This is a genomic window from Streptomyces sp. NPDC101225 (assembly GCF_044767585.1).
Taxonomy (GTDB): domain Bacteria; phylum Actinomycetota; class Actinomycetes; order Streptomycetales; family Streptomycetaceae; genus Streptomyces.
Window position 1 is genome coordinate 120,611 of record NZ_JBIWOE010000004.1, and the last position, 16,247, is coordinate 136,857.

Consider the following 16,247-nt stretch of genomic DNA (forward strand, 5'->3'; position numbering starts at 1 on the left):
TTCGGTGACGGCCGTCGCACGGGTTCACGGAAGGGTCCGGACGGCGGCCGTCCCAGGCAGACGCTACGCCGGGCACGCGACGGGTGCCACGCGGTGACATGCTCGTGACAGGTGATCGATAGAGTCTCGGCATGCATCTACGGGGACGCAGACTCAAGTTCACGGCGGTACTGGGATTCGTGGTCCTCTCGCTGACCGGGTTCACGGGGCACGGGCACCACGGTGTCCGCAAGAGCCGCGGGAGCCACGGGAGCAGCGGGGGCGGCTGCAGCAGCAGCGCGCAGGACCACGACAGCTCGACGATCACCCGGCGCACCTCCTACGGCCACGGCCGCTCCGGCTCGGCGGGCTCCACGCCCACCGCGTCGCGGCTGCGGGACGCGACCACGAGACTGGTGAGCTGCGCGACCGCCACGCGGCCGTACGCGACCGTCGAGGTCACCAACCCGAACGGCACGGACGGCACCTTCACGGTGGACGTGACCTTCGAGGACGCCGGGAACGCGGCCGTCGGCAGCCGGCTCGACCAGGTGGACGTGCCGGCGAACGGGACGGTGACGGTGCGCGCGTACGTGAGCGGCGGCGCCGCCCGCGTCGACCACTGCGCACTGGCCCGGTCGGCCCGGCCGGTGAGTTGACGTCAGCGCGTCCGGAACGCCCCGCGCCGCGCCGTGAACAGCTCCGCCTGCCGGTCGCCCGGCAGGTTGCCGAGCGCGATCAGGTGCGGCGCCTGGGCGAACCCGGCCGCGATCGCCGGTTCCCTGGCGGCCCACAGGGCCCGTACGGTGCCCTGCACACCCTCGGCCGGATACCCGGCGAGCACGGCGGCGCAGGCGGTCGCCGCCGCGAGCGCCCCGCCGGGTTCGGTGAGCTCGGAGACGAGGCCGATGGCGAAGGCGCGCTTGGCGGACATCCGCTCCGCGGTGCCCATGAGCATCATCCGGGCCGCTTCGCCGTACGGCATCCGCTGCGCCATCAGCACCGATTCGTAGGCGCTGACCATGCCGTAGGCGGTGTGCGGGTCGAAGAAGGAGGCGGTGGTGTCGGCGACGAGGAAGTCGCTCTCGCCGAGCAGGTAGAAGGCGCCCCCGCAGGCCATGCCCTGCACGGCGGCGATCACCGGTTTCCAGCAGTCGTTGGACTTCGGGCCGACGCGCAGGAGCGGGTCGTCCGCCATGTAGGGGGAGGGGGGCTGCGGTACGACGGCGTCGCGGTCCAGGCCGGTGCAGAACGCCCGACCGCCCGCCCCCGTCAGGACGACGGCCCGTACGGAGTCGTCGAACCGCACCTCCCGCCAGACCGCCCGCAGTTCGTCCCGCATGGTGAGGTCGACGGCGTTGAGCCGGTCCGGGCGGTCGAGGGTGACGACCGCGACGCCGGTGTCCCGGTCGGCGGTGAACCGCACGGCGGTCGTCATACCCGCTCCAGGACCCACCGCGGCAGCCCGTCCGCGCCGAACACGACCTGCACCCGGGCGCCGATCCGGATGCGTTCGGGCGGTACGGAGTCGAGGCGGGCACCGGCCTCGGCGACCAGGTTGCCGACCAGCCGGATGCGGGGCGCCTCGACGAGTTCGACGACGACGACGTTGTACGGCGCCTGCTCGGCGTAGCCGGGCAGCAGGGGCGGGTGCGGGACGACGTAGGACCAGACGCGGCCGTGGCCGGAGACCCTGCGCCACTCGCTCGCGAAGGACCGGCAGTGCGGGCAGCAGGGGCGTGGCGGGAAGCGGAGTTCGCCGCAGGAGGCGCAGGCCTGCACGCGGAGTTCGCCCTGGCGCGCGTAGTCCCAGAAGGGGGCGCCGTCGGGATCGGTGACGGGGGAGAGCATCGTGGATCAACTCCTCAGGAGCAGCGCGGAGGTGGGGACGCCCTCGCCGGCGGTGACCAGGCAGGTGGCGGCGCCCGGGACCTGCGCGGTGCTGGTGCCGCGCAGCTGCTTGACCCCCTCGGTGATGAGGTTGAACCCGTGCACGTACGCCTCGCTGAGCCCGCCGCCACCGGTGTTCAGCGGCAGCCGGCCGCCGATCTCCAGGGCGCCCTGCTCGGTGAAGGCGCCGCCCTCACCCCGGCCGCAGAAGCCGTAGCCCTCCAGGGAGAGCGGTACGAGCGCGGTGAACGCGTCGTAGATCTGGGCCACGTCCACGTCCTGGGGCGTGAAGTCGGCGTGCTTCCACAGGTGGCGGGCGGCGGACCAGGCGGGGCCGGTGAGCGGGTCGTCGTTCCAGTAGTTGACCATGCCGTGGTGCTGCGCGGGCAGGCCCTGGGCGGCGGAGTGGACGTAGACGGGGGGCCGGCGGCAGTCGCGTGCCCGTTCCGCGGAGACGACCACGCAGGCCAGCGCCCCGTCCGACTCCAGGCAGTTGTCGAACAGGCACAGCGGCTCGCTGATCCAGCGGGAGGTCATGTACATCTCGCGGGTCAGGGGCCGCTCGTACATGACCGCGGCGGGGTTCTGGTTGGCCCGGTTGCGGCAGGCGAGCGCGACGTTGAACAGGTGGTCCCGGGTGGCGCCGAACTCGTGCAGGTAGCGCCGGGCGAGCATGGCGATCTCGTCCACCGGCCGCAGCAGGCCGTAGGGCCGCGTCCACTGGGCGGGCGTGGGCAGCTGGACGGTGGTGTTGCGCCAGGGCCGGGGCCCGCTGCCGCGCTTGCGCGAGCGCCAGGCGACGCCGACGCCCGCCTGTCCGCCGGCGATGGCGGTGGCCAGGTGGGCGACGGTGGCGCACGAACCGCCGCCGCCGTAGCCGACCTTGCTGAAGAAGGTGAGGTCGCCGAGGCCGACCGCCTTCGCCAGCTCGACCTCGTCCGTCTCCTCCATGGTGTACGAGGCGAGGGCGTCGACCTCGCCGGGGTCGATGCCGGCGTCGTCGAGGGCGGCGAGAACGGCCCGGCAGGCCAGGGTTCTCTCGTCGTCCGGGAGGTTCTTGGCGAAGGGTGTCTGACCGATGCCGACGATCGCGGTGGCGTCCTTGAGGCCGGTGCCTGACGTCATGCTGCGCGCACCTCCGCATGCTGAAGCGGCTGCTGACAGGGCGTCAGGCTACCGCTAATCTGACGGGTAGTCAGCTAGTGGGTCTGGAGGTCGTGGTGCGCGGTGACTTGGAGTGGGGGAGCATTCCGGAACTCGTCCGGTCCGCGGCCGGTCGGTACGCGGACGCCGAGGCGGTGGTGGACGGGCGCACGCGGGTCTCGTACGCCGAACTCGGCGCCCGCGTCGAGCGTTCGGCGGCGGCCTGCATGGCGGGCGGGGTCGCGCCGGGCGACCGGGTCGCCCTCTGGGCCCCCAACTCGCTGGACTGGATCGTGGCGGCGCTCGGCGCGGTGTCGGCGGGCGCGGTGCTGGTGCCGGTGAACACCCGCTTCAAGGGCGGCGAGGCGGCCGATGTGCTGCGGCGCAGCGGGGCGCGGCTGCTGTTCGTGACCGGCACGTTCCTGGGGACCTCGTACGTGGCGTCCTTGCGGCGGGAGATCGCCCGGGGCCCGGGGCTGCCGGACCTGGAGCAGGTGGTGGTGCTCTCCGACGACGCGCCCGCCGACTTCCGCACCTGGAAGGACTTCCTGGCCGGCGGCGACGGGGTGGGTGAGGCGGAGGTACGGGCCCGCGAGGCGGCCGTGGACGGCTCCCGGCCGTCGGACATCGTCTTCACGTCCGGCACGACGGGCCGTCCCAAGGGCGCGGTGATCACGCACGCGCAGACGCTCAGGGCGTACGAGATCTGGTGCGATCTCGCCGGGCTCCGGCAGGGCGACCGCTATCTGATCGTGAACCCCTTCTTCCACACCTTCGGCTACAAGGCCGGGGTGCTGGCCTGTCTGATGCGCGGCGCGACGATGATCCCCCAGCCGGTCTTCGACATCGACACCGTGCTGGCCAACATCGCCGCGGAGCGGGTGTCGGTGCTGCCGGGCCCGCCGACCCTGCACCAGTCCCTGCTGGACCATCCCGCCCGCGACACCCACGACCTCTCGGCCCTGCGGCTGGTGGTGACGGGCGCCGCCGTGGTGCCCCTGCGGCTGGTGGAGCGGCTGCGCGGGGAGCTGGGCGTGGAGACGGTCCTGACGGCGTACGGCCTCTCGGAGGCCAGCGGCATCGTGACGATGTGCCGGCGCGGCGACTCCCCGGCGGTGATCGCCTCGACCTCCGGACGGGCGATCCCGGGCACCGAGGTGCGGGTGGAGGCGCCGCGCGGACGGCCCGGCGAGGTCCTGGTGCGCGGCTTCAACGTGATGCGCGGCTACTACGAGGACGCGGCCGCCACGGAGCGGACGCTGACGCGGGACGGCTGGCTGCGCACCGGGGACGTGGGCGTGCTGGACGAGGACGGCAACCTGCGCATCACCGACCGCATCAAGGACATGTACATCGTCGGCGGCTTCAACGCCTACCCGGCGGAGATCGAGCAACTGCTCGGCCTGCACCCGGCGGTGGCGGACGTCGCGGTCGTCGGCGTGCCGGACCCGCGGCTGGGCGAGGTCGGCAGGGCCTACGTCGTCCGGCGGCCCGGCTCGGTGCTCACCGGCGACGACCTGATCGCCTGGGCCCGGCGCGAGATGGCCAACTACAAGGTGCCGCGGCAGGTGGAGTTCCTGACGGAGCTGCCGCGCAACGCGAGCGGGAAGGTGGTCAAGGGGGAGCTGCGTGGCCGCACACGGTAGCGCCGCCGCGCACGCACGAGGACCGCGGCGGCTCCCCTCCGCGCCGCCGCGGTCGATCCCCTTGCGGGGAGCCCTACTCGGCCGGCTTGAACGGCTCCGAGGTGGCGTGCAGGTCCTTGGTCTCGACGGGCTCGTCGGTGGCGTGCAGGTCGTCCGTCGTCACGGGCTCGTCCGTGGCGTGCAGGTCCTGGGTGGTCACCTCGCCGTCGGTGGTGCCGGTGGCGTGCAGGTCGGCGGGCTTGAGCTGGTCGCTCATGGTCGTCAACTCCCCTTCGGGACGGTTCACATGGATGGATGGCCAGGGCCCGTCCGGTCGCTCCCCCGAGGGCGGCCGGACGGGCCCTTGCGGGGCGCTCCCACCGGTTCGCAGGTGGCGGCCCCTCAGCAGTGACCCGTCTGCCCCCCGACGCGACGGATCGACTGCGTCCAGCATGGCGCGCGGCGATAAACGAACGATGAACGCCTCGGCCGGGGCCCGTGGCGACGGTCCCCGGGTCCGTCAGGCCGCCTGCACGGGCGTCAGCAGGGCCCGCACCTCCGCGGCCTCGGGCGAGCCCAGCTCCTCGTAGATCCCCATGGCCTCACGCCAGCAGACCCGCGCGCGGCCCATCTGGCCGATGCCGGCGAGGGCGCGGCCGAGGACCGTCAGGACGTTGCCCCGGCGCCACTCGCCGCCGATGCCGCGCAGCACGGTCAGCGCCATCTCGGCACGGGTGGCGGCCTGCGCGGGGCGCCGGGCGGCGAGGTCGACCTCGGCCAGGCGGAACAGGCTCATGCCCTCCCACAGGCGCTGGCGGCTGTCCCGGAACACCTCCAGCGCCTCGTGCAGCCGCTCGGCCGCGGAGTCCAGCTCGCCGCTCTGGGTGAGCGCCAGGCCGAGCGCGTAGCGGGCGTTGGCGCCGCGCATGGTGTTGCCCATGGCGTCGTAGATCTCGATGCCCTCCCGGGCCAGCGCGACCGCGCCGGCCGTCCGCCCGGTGGCGAGGTGGATGCGGGAGAGGTTGCACAGGGCGCTGGCCTCGCCGGGACGGTCGCCCAGTGTGCGGAAGTGCTCGATGGCCTGCGAGAGATGCTCCTCGCCGTCCTGGTGACGGCTCTGGTAGAGCGCGATGATGCCGAGCGCGTTGCCCGCCCAGCAGACCGGCAGGAGGTCGCCCGCCTGCCGCGCGAGGAGCGTGGCGCGCTCGGCCTCCCGGCCCGCCTGCTCGAAACGGCCGCTGACGTGATGGACGTTGACCAGCGTGGTCAGGGCGCGCGCCTCGGCCCGTGGGTCGCCGTGGAGCCGGGCCGCCGCCAGCACCGCCTCCGCGGTCGCCTCGTAGCCCTTGGCGTTGGCGCCCGACTCGGACAGGTCGTGGGCGGCCCACAGCAGGTCGATGGCGCGGGCGAGGGTCTCCGGCCGGCCCGCGGACTGCGCGACGCAGGCCAGCAGGCAGACCGCCTCCGCGTACAGCCAGTCCTGCGCCTCGTGCCGGTCCCCGAAGCGGAGGCCGGGATACGTCGTCGGCTCCAGGTGGTCCACCAGTCGGTCGCCCGGCCGCTCCGTCGCGTACACCCCGGCCGCCGTGGCCAGGTAGAAGTCCAGCAGCCGGGAGATCGCCGCGAGCCTGCCCCACTGCCCGGAAGGCGGGGGAGGCGCTCCCGCGTCCGGCGGCGACTCGTCGCGCTCGGCGCACGCGCGCGCGTAGAGCCGGACCAGGTCGTGGTAGCGGTAGCGGCCGGGCGCCGCCGACTCCAGCAGCGAGGTGTCGACGAGGGACTCCAGCAGGTCCTCCGTCTCCTCCGGCGGTAGGTCGAGGACCGCCGCGGCCGCCGCCAGCGAGATGTCCGGGCCGTCCGCCAGGCCCAGCAGCCGGAACGCCCGTGCCTGGGGCGGTTCCAGCGCGCCGTAGCCGAGTTCGAAGGTCGCCTTGACCGCGAGGTCGCCGGCCTGGAGCTCGTCCAGGCGGCGGCGCTCGTCCGCGAGCTTCGCGGCGAGGGCGGAGACGGTCCAGGTGCGCCGGGCCGCCAGCCGGGAGGCCGCGATCCGGATGGCCAGCGGGAGGAAGCCGCAGGCCGCGACGACGTCCAGGGCGGCCTCCCGCTCGGCGGCCACCCGCTCCTCGCCCACGATCTTCGTGAACAGCGACAGCGCCTCGTCCGGCGACATCACGTCCAGGTCGACCAGGTGCGCGCCGGCCAGGTCGACCATCCGCACCCGCGACGTCACCAGGGCCGCGCAGCCCTCGGTGCCGGGCAGCAGGGGCCGCACCTGGGCCGCGTCCCGGGCGTTGTCCAGCAGCACCAGCACGCGGCGGCCGTCCAGGACCGAGCGGTACAGCGCCGCGCGCTCCTCCAGGGAGTCGGGGATCGCCGGGTCCGCCGTGCCGAGCGCGCGCAGGAAGGAGCCGAGCACCGTCTCCGGCTCCGCCGAACTCGCCCCCGCGCCCTGCAGGTCGACGTACAGCTGCCCGTCCGGGAAGGCGGCCCGTGCCTGGTGGGCGACGTGCACGGCGAGCGTCGTCTTGCCCACGCCGCCGATGCCCGCGACCGCCGAGACGGCCATGACGCGGCCCTCGGCCGAGGCCAGCACCTCGCCCAGCTCGGCCACGAAGGCCGAACGCCCGGTGAAGTCGGGCACGGTCGCGGGGAGTTGGGCCGGCCGCACCGGCGCGGAGGCCGGCTCGGCCGCCGGGGCGGACGGCTCCGCGAGTCCCGGGTCGGCCTGGAGGATCCGCTGCTGCAGTTCCCGCAGGCCGGGCCGCGGGTCCACGCCCAGCTCGGCGGCGAGCAGCTGCCGGGTGTCCGTGTAGACCGCCAGGGCCTCCGCCTGCCGGCCGCTGCGGTACAGCGCCAGCATCAGCAGCTCGCGCAGCCGCTCGCGCAGGGGGTGCTCGGCGGTCAGCGCGGTCAGCTCCGACACGGCCTCCGCGTGGCAGCCCTGTTCCAGGTCCATGTCCAGCCGGGACTCCAGCAGTTGCAGCCGCCACTCCTCCAGGCGGACCCGCTGCGCCTCCGCGTACGGGCCCGGCACCCCGGCCAGCGTCTCGCCCTCCCACAGCGCGAGCGCCCGGCCCAGCACCGCACGCGCCCGGCACAGGTCGCCGGCGCCGCGCGCCTTCTCCGCCTCGGCCGCCAGCTCCTGCGCCACCGCCAGGTCCAGCGCGCCCTCGCCGAGCCCGCGCACCGCGTAACCGCCGGACTCGCTGACCAGGACCCCGGGGTCCAGCACCTTGCGCAGCCGGGAGGCGTACGTCCGCAGCGCCGCGAGCGCCTGCGACGGCGGCTCCTCGCCCCACAGGGCGTCGATCAGCTCGGCCGCGGTCGCGGTACGGCCCTCGCGCAGCAGCAGGGCGGCGAGCAGGGCGCGTTGCTGGGGGGAGCCGGTGGCGACGACCTCGTCGCCGCGCCGGGCCCGCACCGGACCGAGCACGGCGAAGGCCAGCGCGGCAGGCTCCGCCGAGGAGCCGGCACGCCTCTGCTCCGGCACTCGCGGTACACCGTCCATCGCCGTCCCCCTAGACCCTGTGAGCAACCCCGTCAGTCTGCCTTGTCCACGGCGGATGCGTCAGCTGTGGAGAGCGCGCTCACAGGCAGACGCGTGGGATGTCACAAGGCCCACACCCGGTCTTCGCACACTTTCGGGCCGGATCCGAGCGCCAAGATCTCCGCGGCCGCATAGCTGACGGACCGTCAGATCGGCGCTACCGTGGCCGCCATGGACACCCAACCCGGCACCCAGGACGCGTTTCCCCTGATCATCTCCGTCGACGACCACACCGTGGAGCCCGCCGACGTCTGGACCAGCCGCCTGCCGAGGAAGTACCAGGACACCGGACCGCGCATCGTGCGCGCCCCGCTGAAGGAAATGTCCTTCCTGGGCGGCCGGTTCCGGCCGGTGATGGGCGGTCCCGGCGACGAGGGCCCGGTCGGCGACTGGTGGGTCTACGAGGACCTGCACCGCCCCCTCACCCGGCTGGACACGGCGGTCGGCTACAGCAGGGACGAGATCAAGCTCGAGATCATCACCTACGAGCAGATGCGGCCCGGCTCCTACGACGTCCCGCAGCGCCTCGCCGACATGGACGTCAACCACGTCCAGTCCGCGGTGTGCTTCCCGACCTTCCCGCGCTTCTGCGGCCAGACCTTCACCGAGGCCAAGGACCGCGAGCTCGGCCTGCTGTGCGTGCGGGCGTACAACGACTGGATGGTGGAGGAGTGGTGCGGCCCGAAGGCCCGGGGCCGGCTGATCCCCCTCACGCTCATACCCCTGTGGGACCCCGAGCTCGCGGCCGCCGAGGTGCGGCGCAACGCGGCCCGCGGCGTCCGCGCGGTCGCGTTCTCCGAGATACCGCCCTACCTGGGCCTGCCCTCCGTCCACGGCGACGACTGGGACCCCTTCCTCGCCGCCTGCGACGAGACCGGCACGGTCGTCGCCATGCACATCGGCTCCAGCAGCCGGATGCCCTCCACCTCCAAGGACGCCCCGCCCGCGGTCGGTTCGACCATCACCTTCGCCAACTGCTGCTTCTCCATGGTCGACTGGCTGATGAGCGGCAAGTTCGAGCGCTTCCCGAACCTGAAGGTGATGTACGCCGAGGGCCAGATCGGCTGGATCCCCTACATCCTGGAGCGCGCGGACGTGGTCTGGGAGGAGAACCGCGGCTGGGGCGGGGTCGCCGACAAGGTCCACCGCCCGCCGTCCGAACTCTTCGCCGAGCACGTCCACGGCTGCTTCTTCGACGACGCCTTCGGGCTCAGGAACCTCGACGCCATCGGCCTGGGCAACGTCCTGTACGAGACCGACTACCCGCACTCCGACTCCACCTGGCCCAAGTCCCGCGAGGTCGGCGAGGCACAGATGGGCCACCTGGCACCGGACGTGGTGGAGCGGATCGTGCGCGGCAACGCCATCGAGCTGCTGGGCCTGACCGGCGAGGGACTGTGGAGCGGGGCGCGGTGAGCACCGGTCTCGCCTACGGCATCCAGCTGCCCGTCCAGTCCCAGAGCACGATGTACGCCGAGGGCTGGGAGGCCGGCGCCGGGCCGGGGGACCTGGTGGAGATCGCCCGCACCGCCGAGCGCGCCGGCTTCGACTACGTCGCGAGCTGCGACCACGTCGCCATCCCGCGCCGTCTGGCCTCCGCCATGAGCACCGTCTGGTACGACCCCGTGGCCACCCTCGCCTACCTCGCGGGCGTGACCGGGCGCGTGCGGCTGCTCAGTCACGTCGCCGTCGTGGGGCTGCGGCACCCCCTGCTGACCGCCAAGCAGTACGCGACCCTCGACCACCTCGCCGCAGGCCGGCTGATCCTCGGCGTCGGGGCCGGGCACGTCCGGGAGGAGTTCGAGGTCCTCGGCGCCGACTTCGAGCGGCGTGGGGCCGTGCTCGACGAGACCATCGACGCCCTGCGCGCCGCGCTCGGCCCGCAGGAGTTCCCCGAACACCACGGCAAGCTCTACGACTTCGAGGGCCTGGGCCAGCTGCCGAGGCCCGCACAGCAGAAGGTCCCCGTCTGGGTCGGCGGCTCCTCGCCCGCCGCCGTGCGCCGGGCCGCCGTCAAGGGCGACGGCTGGCTGCCGCAGGGCGACCCGCGGGACCGTCTGCCCCAGCAGATCGGCACGCTCAACCGGCTGCGCGCCGAGGCCGGCGTCGAGGACCCGATCACCGTCGGCGCCATCACCGAGCCGCTGTACGTCGGCACGCCCGGCTGGGACGTCGGGCGGCGCACCCTCACCGGCTCCCCGGAGAGGCTCGCGGAGTCCCTGCGCGCGTACCGGGCGATGGGCGTGCACCAGATCCAGGTGCGGTTCCGCTGCCGCAGCCGGAGCGAACTCACCGACCAGATGGCCGCGTTCGGCGCCGACGTGGCGCCCCATCTCTGAGGAGTACGGCATGGGCAAGCTGGACGGACGCGTCGTGATCGTCACCGGTGCGGCGCGCGGACAGGGGGAGCAGGAGGCCCGCCTGTTCGGAGCGGAGGGGGCCGAGGTCGTGGTCGCCGACGTGCTGGACGAACAGGGCCGGGCGCTCGCCGAGGAACTGGGTGCCCGCTACGTCCACCTGGACGTGAGCCGGGAGGACGAGTGGCGGTCGGCGGTCGGCACGGTCAAGGACGCCTACGGCCGCATCGACGGGCTGGTCAACAACGCCGGCATCCTGCGCTTCAACTCCCTGCTCGACACCCCCCTCGACGAGTTCATGCAGGTCGTGCAGGTCAACCAGGTCGGCTGCTTCCTCGGCATGAAGACGGTGGCGCCGGTGATGGAGGACGGCGGCACGATCGTCAACACCGCCTCCTACACGGCCGTGACCGGCATGGCCGCGGTGGGCTCCTACGCCGCCACCAAGCACGCCGTCCTCGGCCTCACCCGGGTCGCCGCGCTGGAACTGGCCGACCGGCGCATCCGGGTCAACGCGATGTGTCCCGGCGCGATCGACACCGCGATGTCCAACCCCGCCCAGCTCGACCCGGCGGCGGACGCGGAGGGGATGAGCCGGGCGCTGGACGAGCTGTACCGCAAGCTCGTGCCGCTCGGCCGGATCGGGCGCCCGGAGGAGGTGGCCCGCCTCGCCCTCTTCCTCACCTGCGACGACTCCTCCTACATCACCGGGCAGCCGTTCGTGATCGACGGGGGCTGGCTGGCGGGCGTCTCGATCGTCTGACCGGCGCCCGGACACTATCTGACTGGCCGTCAGCTATTGACGGTGCATGCCCGCGGTGCAACAGTTCGGCGGCAGAGAATCTGACGGTGCGTCAGGAACGTAGGGATGGTGACCCGCCTTGGAATTCGGGCTCTTTGTACAGGGATACGTGGGCAAGCGCGCCGAGACCGACCCGCTCGCCGAACACAAGGCGCTGATGGAGGAGACCGAGTACGTCATCCAGGCGGACCGGTCGGGCTTCAAGTACGCCTGGGCGTCCGAGCACCACTTCCTGGAGGAGTACTCGCACCTCTCCGCCAACGACGTCTTCCTCGGGTACCTGGCGCACGCCACCGACCGCATCCACCTCGGCTCCGGGATCTTCAACCCGCTCGCCCAGGTCAACCACCCGGTCAAGGTGGCCGAGAAGGTCGCGATGCTCGACCACCTCACCGAGAACCGCTTCGAGTTCGGCAGCGGCCGCGGGGCCGGCTCCCACGAGATCCTCGGGTTCATACCGGGCGTGACCGACATGAACTACACCAAGGAGATCTGGGAGGAGACCATCGCCGAGTTCCCCAAGATGTGGCTCCAGGACGAGTACACCGGCTTCCGGGGCAAGCACTGGCAGCTGCCGCCGCGCAAGGTCCTGCCCAAGCCGTACGGCAAGTCGCACCCCGCCATGTGGTACGCCGCCGGATCGCCGCCCTCGTACGCGATGGCCGCGAAGAAGGGCCTCGGGGTGCTGGGGTTCAGCATCCAGAAGGTGTCCGACATGGAGTGGGTGCTGGAGCAGTACAAGACGGCGGTCGTGAACGCGGAGCCGGTCGGCGACTTCGTCAACGACAACGTGATGGTGACGACGACGGCGATCTGCGCGCCCACGCACGCGCAGGCCATCGACATCGCCGTGCACGGCGGACTGCACTACCTGCCCTCGCTGGTCTTCCGCTACCACGACACCTTCCCGCGGCCCGACGGCTTCCCGGTCTGGCCGGAGACGCTGCCCGAGTACACACCGGAGTTCGTCGAGCTCCTCATCGAGGAGGAGTTGCTGATCTGCGGCGACCCGGACGAGGTGCTCACCCAGTGCAAGCGGTGGGAGCAGGCCGGCGCGGACCAGCTGAGCTTCGGGCTGCCGGTGGGGGTGCCGAAGGAGGAGACGCTGCAGACGATCCGGCTGATCGGGGAGCACGTCATTCCGAAGATCGACACGGATCCCGTTCACCGGACCTCGCGGTTCCGTCAGGCTGTGTGAGGGGGCGCGGGTCATGCTCGACCACCTGATCAAGGGCGCCACCGTGGTGGACGGCACGGGCGCGCCCGCCTACACCGCCGACGTCGGCATCCGCGACGGGCGGATCGCCGTCATCGGGACCGTGACCGGGGAGACGCGCTCGTCGGAGGACGCCGCCGGGCTCGTCCTCGCGCCCGGCTTCGTCGACCCGCACACGCACTACGACGCCCAGCTGTTCTGGGACCCGTACGCCACGCCGTCCCTGAACCACGGGGTGACCACCGTGGCCGCCGGCAACTGCGGCTTCACCCTCGCCCCGCTGAACCCCGCCCGGCCCGAGGACGCCGACTACACCCGGCGAATGATGTCCAAGGTGGAGGGCATGTCGCTGGTGGCGCTGGAAGAAGGGGCGCCCTGGAGCTGGAACTCCTTCGGGGAGTACCTGGACGCTCTTGAGGGCCGGATCGCCGTCAACGCCGGTTTCATGGTCGGGCACTGTGCGCTGCGGCGGTACGTGATGGGGCCCGACGCGGTCGGCGGGCAGCCCGGCGAGGAGCAACTCGCCGAGATCGTAAGGCTGCTGCACGAGGCCATGGACGCCGGCGCCTGGGGGTTCTCCACCACCCAGTCCTCCACCCACTCCGACGGCGACGGCCGGCCGGTCGCCTCCCGGCACGCGAAACCGGCGGAGCTGCTCGCGCTCTCCCGGGCCGTCGGTGAGCACGAGGGAACACAGATCGAGGCGATCGTCGCGGGCTGCCTCGACCAGTTCGGCGACGCCGAGATCGATCTGCTGGTGGAGATGAGCGCCACGGCCGGCCGGCCCCTGAACTGGAACGTGCTGACCATCGACGCGGCCGTCCCCGAGCGCGTGCCGCGACAGCTGTTCGCGAGCGAACGGGCGCGCAAGGCGGGCGGCCGGATCGTCGCGCTCACCATGCCGATCCTGACGCCGATGAACATGTCGCTCGGCACGTTCTGCGCGCTGAACCTGATACCCGGCTGGGGGCCGATCCTGGGACTGCCCGTCCCGGAGCGGATCGCCAGGCTGCGCGACGCGGACGTACGGGCCGAGATGCTGCGGCGCGCCGAGTCCAAGGAGGCGGGCGTCTTCCGGCGGCTCGCCGACTTCGGCCGGTACGTCATCGGCGACACCTACAGCGAGGCCAACGAGGGCCTGTCCGGGCGCGTGGTGCGGGACATCGCCGGGGAGCGGGGGCTCGACCCCTTCCACTGCCTGGTCGAGATCTGCGCCGCCGACGACCTGCGCACCGTCCTGTGGCCGATGCCCACCGACAACGACCCGGCGTCCTGGGCGCTGCGGGCCGAGACCTGGCAGCACGAGGACGTCCTGCTCGGCGGGTCGGACGCCGGGGCGCACCTGGACCGCATGTGCGGGGCGCCGTACACCACCCGCTTCCTGGGCGACTGCCTGCGCCGCCGCAAGCTGGTCGGTCTGGAGCAGGCGGTGAAGATGCTGACCGACGACCCGGCGCGGCTGTTCGGGCTGCGCGAGCGGGGCCGGGTGCGGGAGGGCTTCCATGCGGACCTGGTGCTCTTCGACCCGGAACGGATCGACGCGGGCCAGGCCACCCTGGTGCACGACCTGCCGGGCGACAGTCCGCGCCTGGACGCCAAGGCGATCGGGGTGCGGGCCGTGTGGGTCAACGGCGTCGAGGCGATCCGGGACGACGTGGTGAGCGGCGCCGTACCGGGCACGGTGCTCAGGTCCGGGCGGGACACGACGACGGTGAGCACCCGGTGAGCCAAGCGGCCGACGGGCAGCGGCTGTTCGTCGGGGGTGAGTGGGTCGAACCCGGCGGCGGGCACTACGCCGTCACCGACCCGGCGACCGAGGAGACCGTCGGCTGGGCGCCGGAGGCGTCGCGGGACCAGGCGGCCGCGGCGTGTGCCGCGGCCCGCGAGGCCTCCGGCCCGTGGTCGAGGACCCCGCCCGCGGAACGGGCCGCGGTCCTCGGCCGCGCGGCGGACATCATCGGCGCCCACTTCGCGCCGTACGCCGAGCTGGCGCGGGCGGAGACCGGCGCCACCACGGCGACGGCGCGGGCGATGCAGGTCGGGGTGGGCATGGCCCGCTTCCGGCGCTACGCGCGCGTGGAGCCCGCCGAGTGGGCGATCGCCCCGCAGATCAACGAGGCCGGCCCCATGGGGAAGGCGGGCGTGATGGGCGCGCTCGCCGTGCGCCAGCCGGTCGGCGTCGTCACCTGCATCACCTCGTACAACAACCCGTGGGCGAACCCGGCGGGCAAGATCGCCCCGGCTCTCGCGATGGGCAACACGGTGGTCGTGAAGCCGGCCCCGCAGGATCCGCTGTCGGTGTACCGGATGGCTCAGGCGCTGGAGGCGGCTGGGGCACCGCCGGGCGTGGTGAACGTGGTCTGCGGGCAGTCGGCCTCGGTCGGCGAGGCGGCGGTGGAGTCGGCCGACGTCGACATGGTGAGCTTCACCGGCTCCACGGCGGTCGGGCAGCGCATCGCCGAGGTGTGCGGCCGCGCCATGAAACGCCAGCTGATGGAGCTGGGCGGCAAGGGCGCGGCCCTGGTCCTCGACGACGCGGACCTGGCGTCGGCGGTGGCGGGGATCGGCACCACCTTCTCCTTCTACAGCGGCCAGATCTGCACGGCACCGACGCGGGTGCTGGCACAGCGGGGCGTCTACGACCGCCTGGTCGAGCAACTCGCGGCCTACGCAGCCCGGTTGAAGGTGGGAGACCCCAGGGAACCCGACACGGTGGTGGGCCCGGTGATCTCCGCCGCCCACCGGGACCGGGTGGAGTCCTACGTCGAACTGGGCCGCAAGGAGGGCGCGGTGGTGGTGGCGGGCGGCGAACGACCGCCGCACGAGCGCGGCTTCTACGTCGCCCCCACCCTCCTCGCCGACTGCACCAACGACATGCGGGTGGCCCGCGAGGAGATCTTCGGCCCGGTGGTCGTGGTGATCCCCTTCGACGACGAGGAGGAGGGCGTCGCCCTCGCCAACGACAGCGACTACGGCCTGATCGACTACGTGTGGTCGGGGGACGTGGCGCGGGCCTTCCGCGTGGCCCGGCGGCTGCGGGCCGGGGGAGTGGGCGTGAACACCGTCGGACGCAACATGGAGGCGCCGTTCGGGGGGTTCAGGAAGAGCGGGGTCGGCCGGGACGTGGGTTCGTACGCGCTGCACGCGTACAGCGAGGTGCAGTCGATCGTCTGGCCGGGCTGACCGTCCGGCCTGCCGGCTGCCCGGGTCGACGGGCTGACCGGCCGAGGGGCTGGCCGGCTGATCGGCCACCCTGCCGCCCTGCTGACCGGCGCCCTGCCCGACCGGTCCCGGTCACTCGTCGAGGTCCACCCGCACCGTCAGCAGCGTCGCCCCCATCGCCCGCACGGCCAGGCTGTTCATCCGGGGCAGGCTGCGCAGCCGCGCCACCGGATCGTCGTCCGGCAGGAGATGCGCCGTCCCGGTGTACCAGCGCCCGCGAAGGCGGACCCGCACCCGCGGGTCCGCCTTGATGTTGCGCACGTACTGGGACCGCTCGCCGAACTCCGAGACCAGCCAGAACGCCCTGCCGACCCGCCGCCCGCCGACGGGGGTCCGCCGCGGCAGCCCCGAACCGCGCCCGGTCGTCTCCAGCAGGGTGTGTGCCGGCAGCCGCCGCACGACGGCGTTGAGACGGCGCTGAAAGGCCGTGACGGCGCGGTACTTGGACTCCGGGTCGCGGGGCATG

The 16,247-nt window shown here is 73.1% G+C and carries 14 protein-coding genes; 8 read left to right on the forward strand and 6 right to left on the reverse strand.

The window, feature by feature from the left end:
- The first annotated feature begins 131 nt into the window (after window positions 1–131).
- Window positions 132–638: a hypothetical protein gene (locus ACIRPX_RS07395; RefSeq protein ID WP_404189575.1), complete on the forward strand. Its 507-nt coding sequence runs from the start codon at window positions 132–134 to the stop codon at window positions 636–638.
- 2 nt (window positions 639–640) lie between these two features.
- On the opposite strand, the gene ACIRPX_RS07400 is transcribed toward ACIRPX_RS07395, so the two are convergent.
- Genes ACIRPX_RS07400 through ACIRPX_RS07410 form a run of 3 tightly spaced genes read right to left on the reverse strand, consistent with a single transcriptional unit; the run spans window position 641 to window position 2,994 of the window.
- Window positions 641–1,417 carry an enoyl-CoA hydratase/isomerase family protein gene (locus ACIRPX_RS07400; RefSeq protein WP_404189578.1) on the reverse strand — a complete coding sequence of 259 codons (777 nt, stop codon included), beginning with the start codon at window positions 1,415–1,417 and terminating at the stop codon, window positions 641–643.
- Entirely contained in the window at window positions 1,414–1,830 is a 417-nt protein-coding gene (locus tag ACIRPX_RS07405) for a Zn-ribbon domain-containing OB-fold protein (RefSeq protein ID WP_404189580.1), read from the reverse strand. The genes ACIRPX_RS07400 and ACIRPX_RS07405 overlap by 4 nt, the downstream gene beginning before the upstream one ends.
- A gap of 6 nt (window positions 1,831–1,836) precedes the next feature.
- A complete protein-coding gene (locus tag ACIRPX_RS07410) occupies window positions 1,837–2,994 on the reverse strand; it encodes a lipid-transfer protein (protein WP_404189582.1) in 1,158 nt (385 codons plus the stop codon).
- 95 nt (window positions 2,995–3,089) lie between these two features.
- Here ACIRPX_RS07410 and ACIRPX_RS07415 point away from each other — a divergent pair, with 95 nt between their 5' ends.
- Window positions 3,090–4,658: a FadD3 family acyl-CoA ligase gene (locus ACIRPX_RS07415; RefSeq protein ID WP_404189585.1), complete on the forward strand. Its 1,569-nt coding sequence runs from the start codon at window positions 3,090–3,092 to the stop codon at window positions 4,656–4,658.
- A gap of 73 nt (window positions 4,659–4,731) precedes the next feature.
- Here the strand turns inward: ACIRPX_RS07415 and ACIRPX_RS07420 are convergent, their stop codons facing one another.
- Both ACIRPX_RS07420 and ACIRPX_RS07425 read right to left on the reverse strand, forming a co-directional pair.
- Window positions 4,732–4,914 (reverse strand): hypothetical protein, encoded by a 183-nt coding sequence (locus ACIRPX_RS07420; protein ID WP_404189588.1) that lies wholly within the window; start codon window positions 4,912–4,914, stop codon window positions 4,732–4,734.
- A 243-nt stretch (window positions 4,915–5,157) separates the two neighbouring features.
- Window positions 5,158–8,145 carry a BTAD domain-containing putative transcriptional regulator gene (locus ACIRPX_RS07425; RefSeq protein ID WP_404189591.1) on the reverse strand — a complete coding sequence of 996 codons (2,988 nt, stop codon included), beginning with the start codon at window positions 8,143–8,145 and terminating at the stop codon, window positions 5,158–5,160.
- A gap of 210 nt (window positions 8,146–8,355) precedes the next feature.
- Between ACIRPX_RS07425 and ACIRPX_RS07430 the strand changes: the two genes are divergently transcribed.
- From ACIRPX_RS07430 to ACIRPX_RS07455, 6 genes are all read left to right on the forward strand, one after another.
- On the forward strand, window positions 8,356–9,600 hold the full coding sequence (locus ACIRPX_RS07430) for an amidohydrolase family protein (RefSeq protein WP_404189594.1): 1,245 nt from the start codon (window positions 8,356–8,358) through the stop codon (window positions 9,598–9,600).
- A complete protein-coding gene (locus tag ACIRPX_RS07435) occupies window positions 9,597–10,523 on the forward strand; it encodes an LLM class F420-dependent oxidoreductase (RefSeq protein ID WP_404189597.1) in 927 nt (308 codons plus the stop codon). Before ACIRPX_RS07430 ends, ACIRPX_RS07435 begins: the two co-directional genes overlap by 4 nt.
- Window positions 10,524–10,533: 10 nt before the next feature.
- Window positions 10,534–11,304 (forward strand): SDR family NAD(P)-dependent oxidoreductase, encoded by a 771-nt coding sequence (locus ACIRPX_RS07440; RefSeq protein WP_404189599.1) that lies wholly within the window; start codon window positions 10,534–10,536, stop codon window positions 11,302–11,304.
- A gap of 118 nt (window positions 11,305–11,422) precedes the next feature.
- Window positions 11,423–12,541: an LLM class flavin-dependent oxidoreductase gene (locus ACIRPX_RS07445; protein WP_404189601.1), complete on the forward strand. Its 1,119-nt coding sequence runs from the start codon at window positions 11,423–11,425 to the stop codon at window positions 12,539–12,541.
- 13 nt (window positions 12,542–12,554) lie between these two features.
- Window positions 12,555–14,285 (forward strand): amidohydrolase family protein, encoded by a 1,731-nt coding sequence (locus ACIRPX_RS07450; RefSeq protein ID WP_404189604.1) that lies wholly within the window; start codon window positions 12,555–12,557, stop codon window positions 14,283–14,285.
- Window positions 14,282–15,742: an aldehyde dehydrogenase family protein gene (locus ACIRPX_RS07455; RefSeq protein WP_404189607.1), complete on the forward strand. Its 1,461-nt coding sequence runs from the start codon at window positions 14,282–14,284 to the stop codon at window positions 15,740–15,742. Before ACIRPX_RS07450 ends, ACIRPX_RS07455 begins: the two co-directional genes overlap by 4 nt.
- A gap of 111 nt (window positions 15,743–15,853) precedes the next feature.
- Here the strand turns inward: ACIRPX_RS07455 and ACIRPX_RS07460 are convergent, their stop codons facing one another.
- Window positions 15,854–16,246, reverse strand: coding sequence for a nitroreductase/quinone reductase family protein (locus ACIRPX_RS07460; protein WP_404189609.1), 393 nt, complete (start codon window positions 16,244–16,246; stop codon window positions 15,854–15,856).
- Between the last annotated feature and the right edge of the window lies 1 nt (window position 16,247).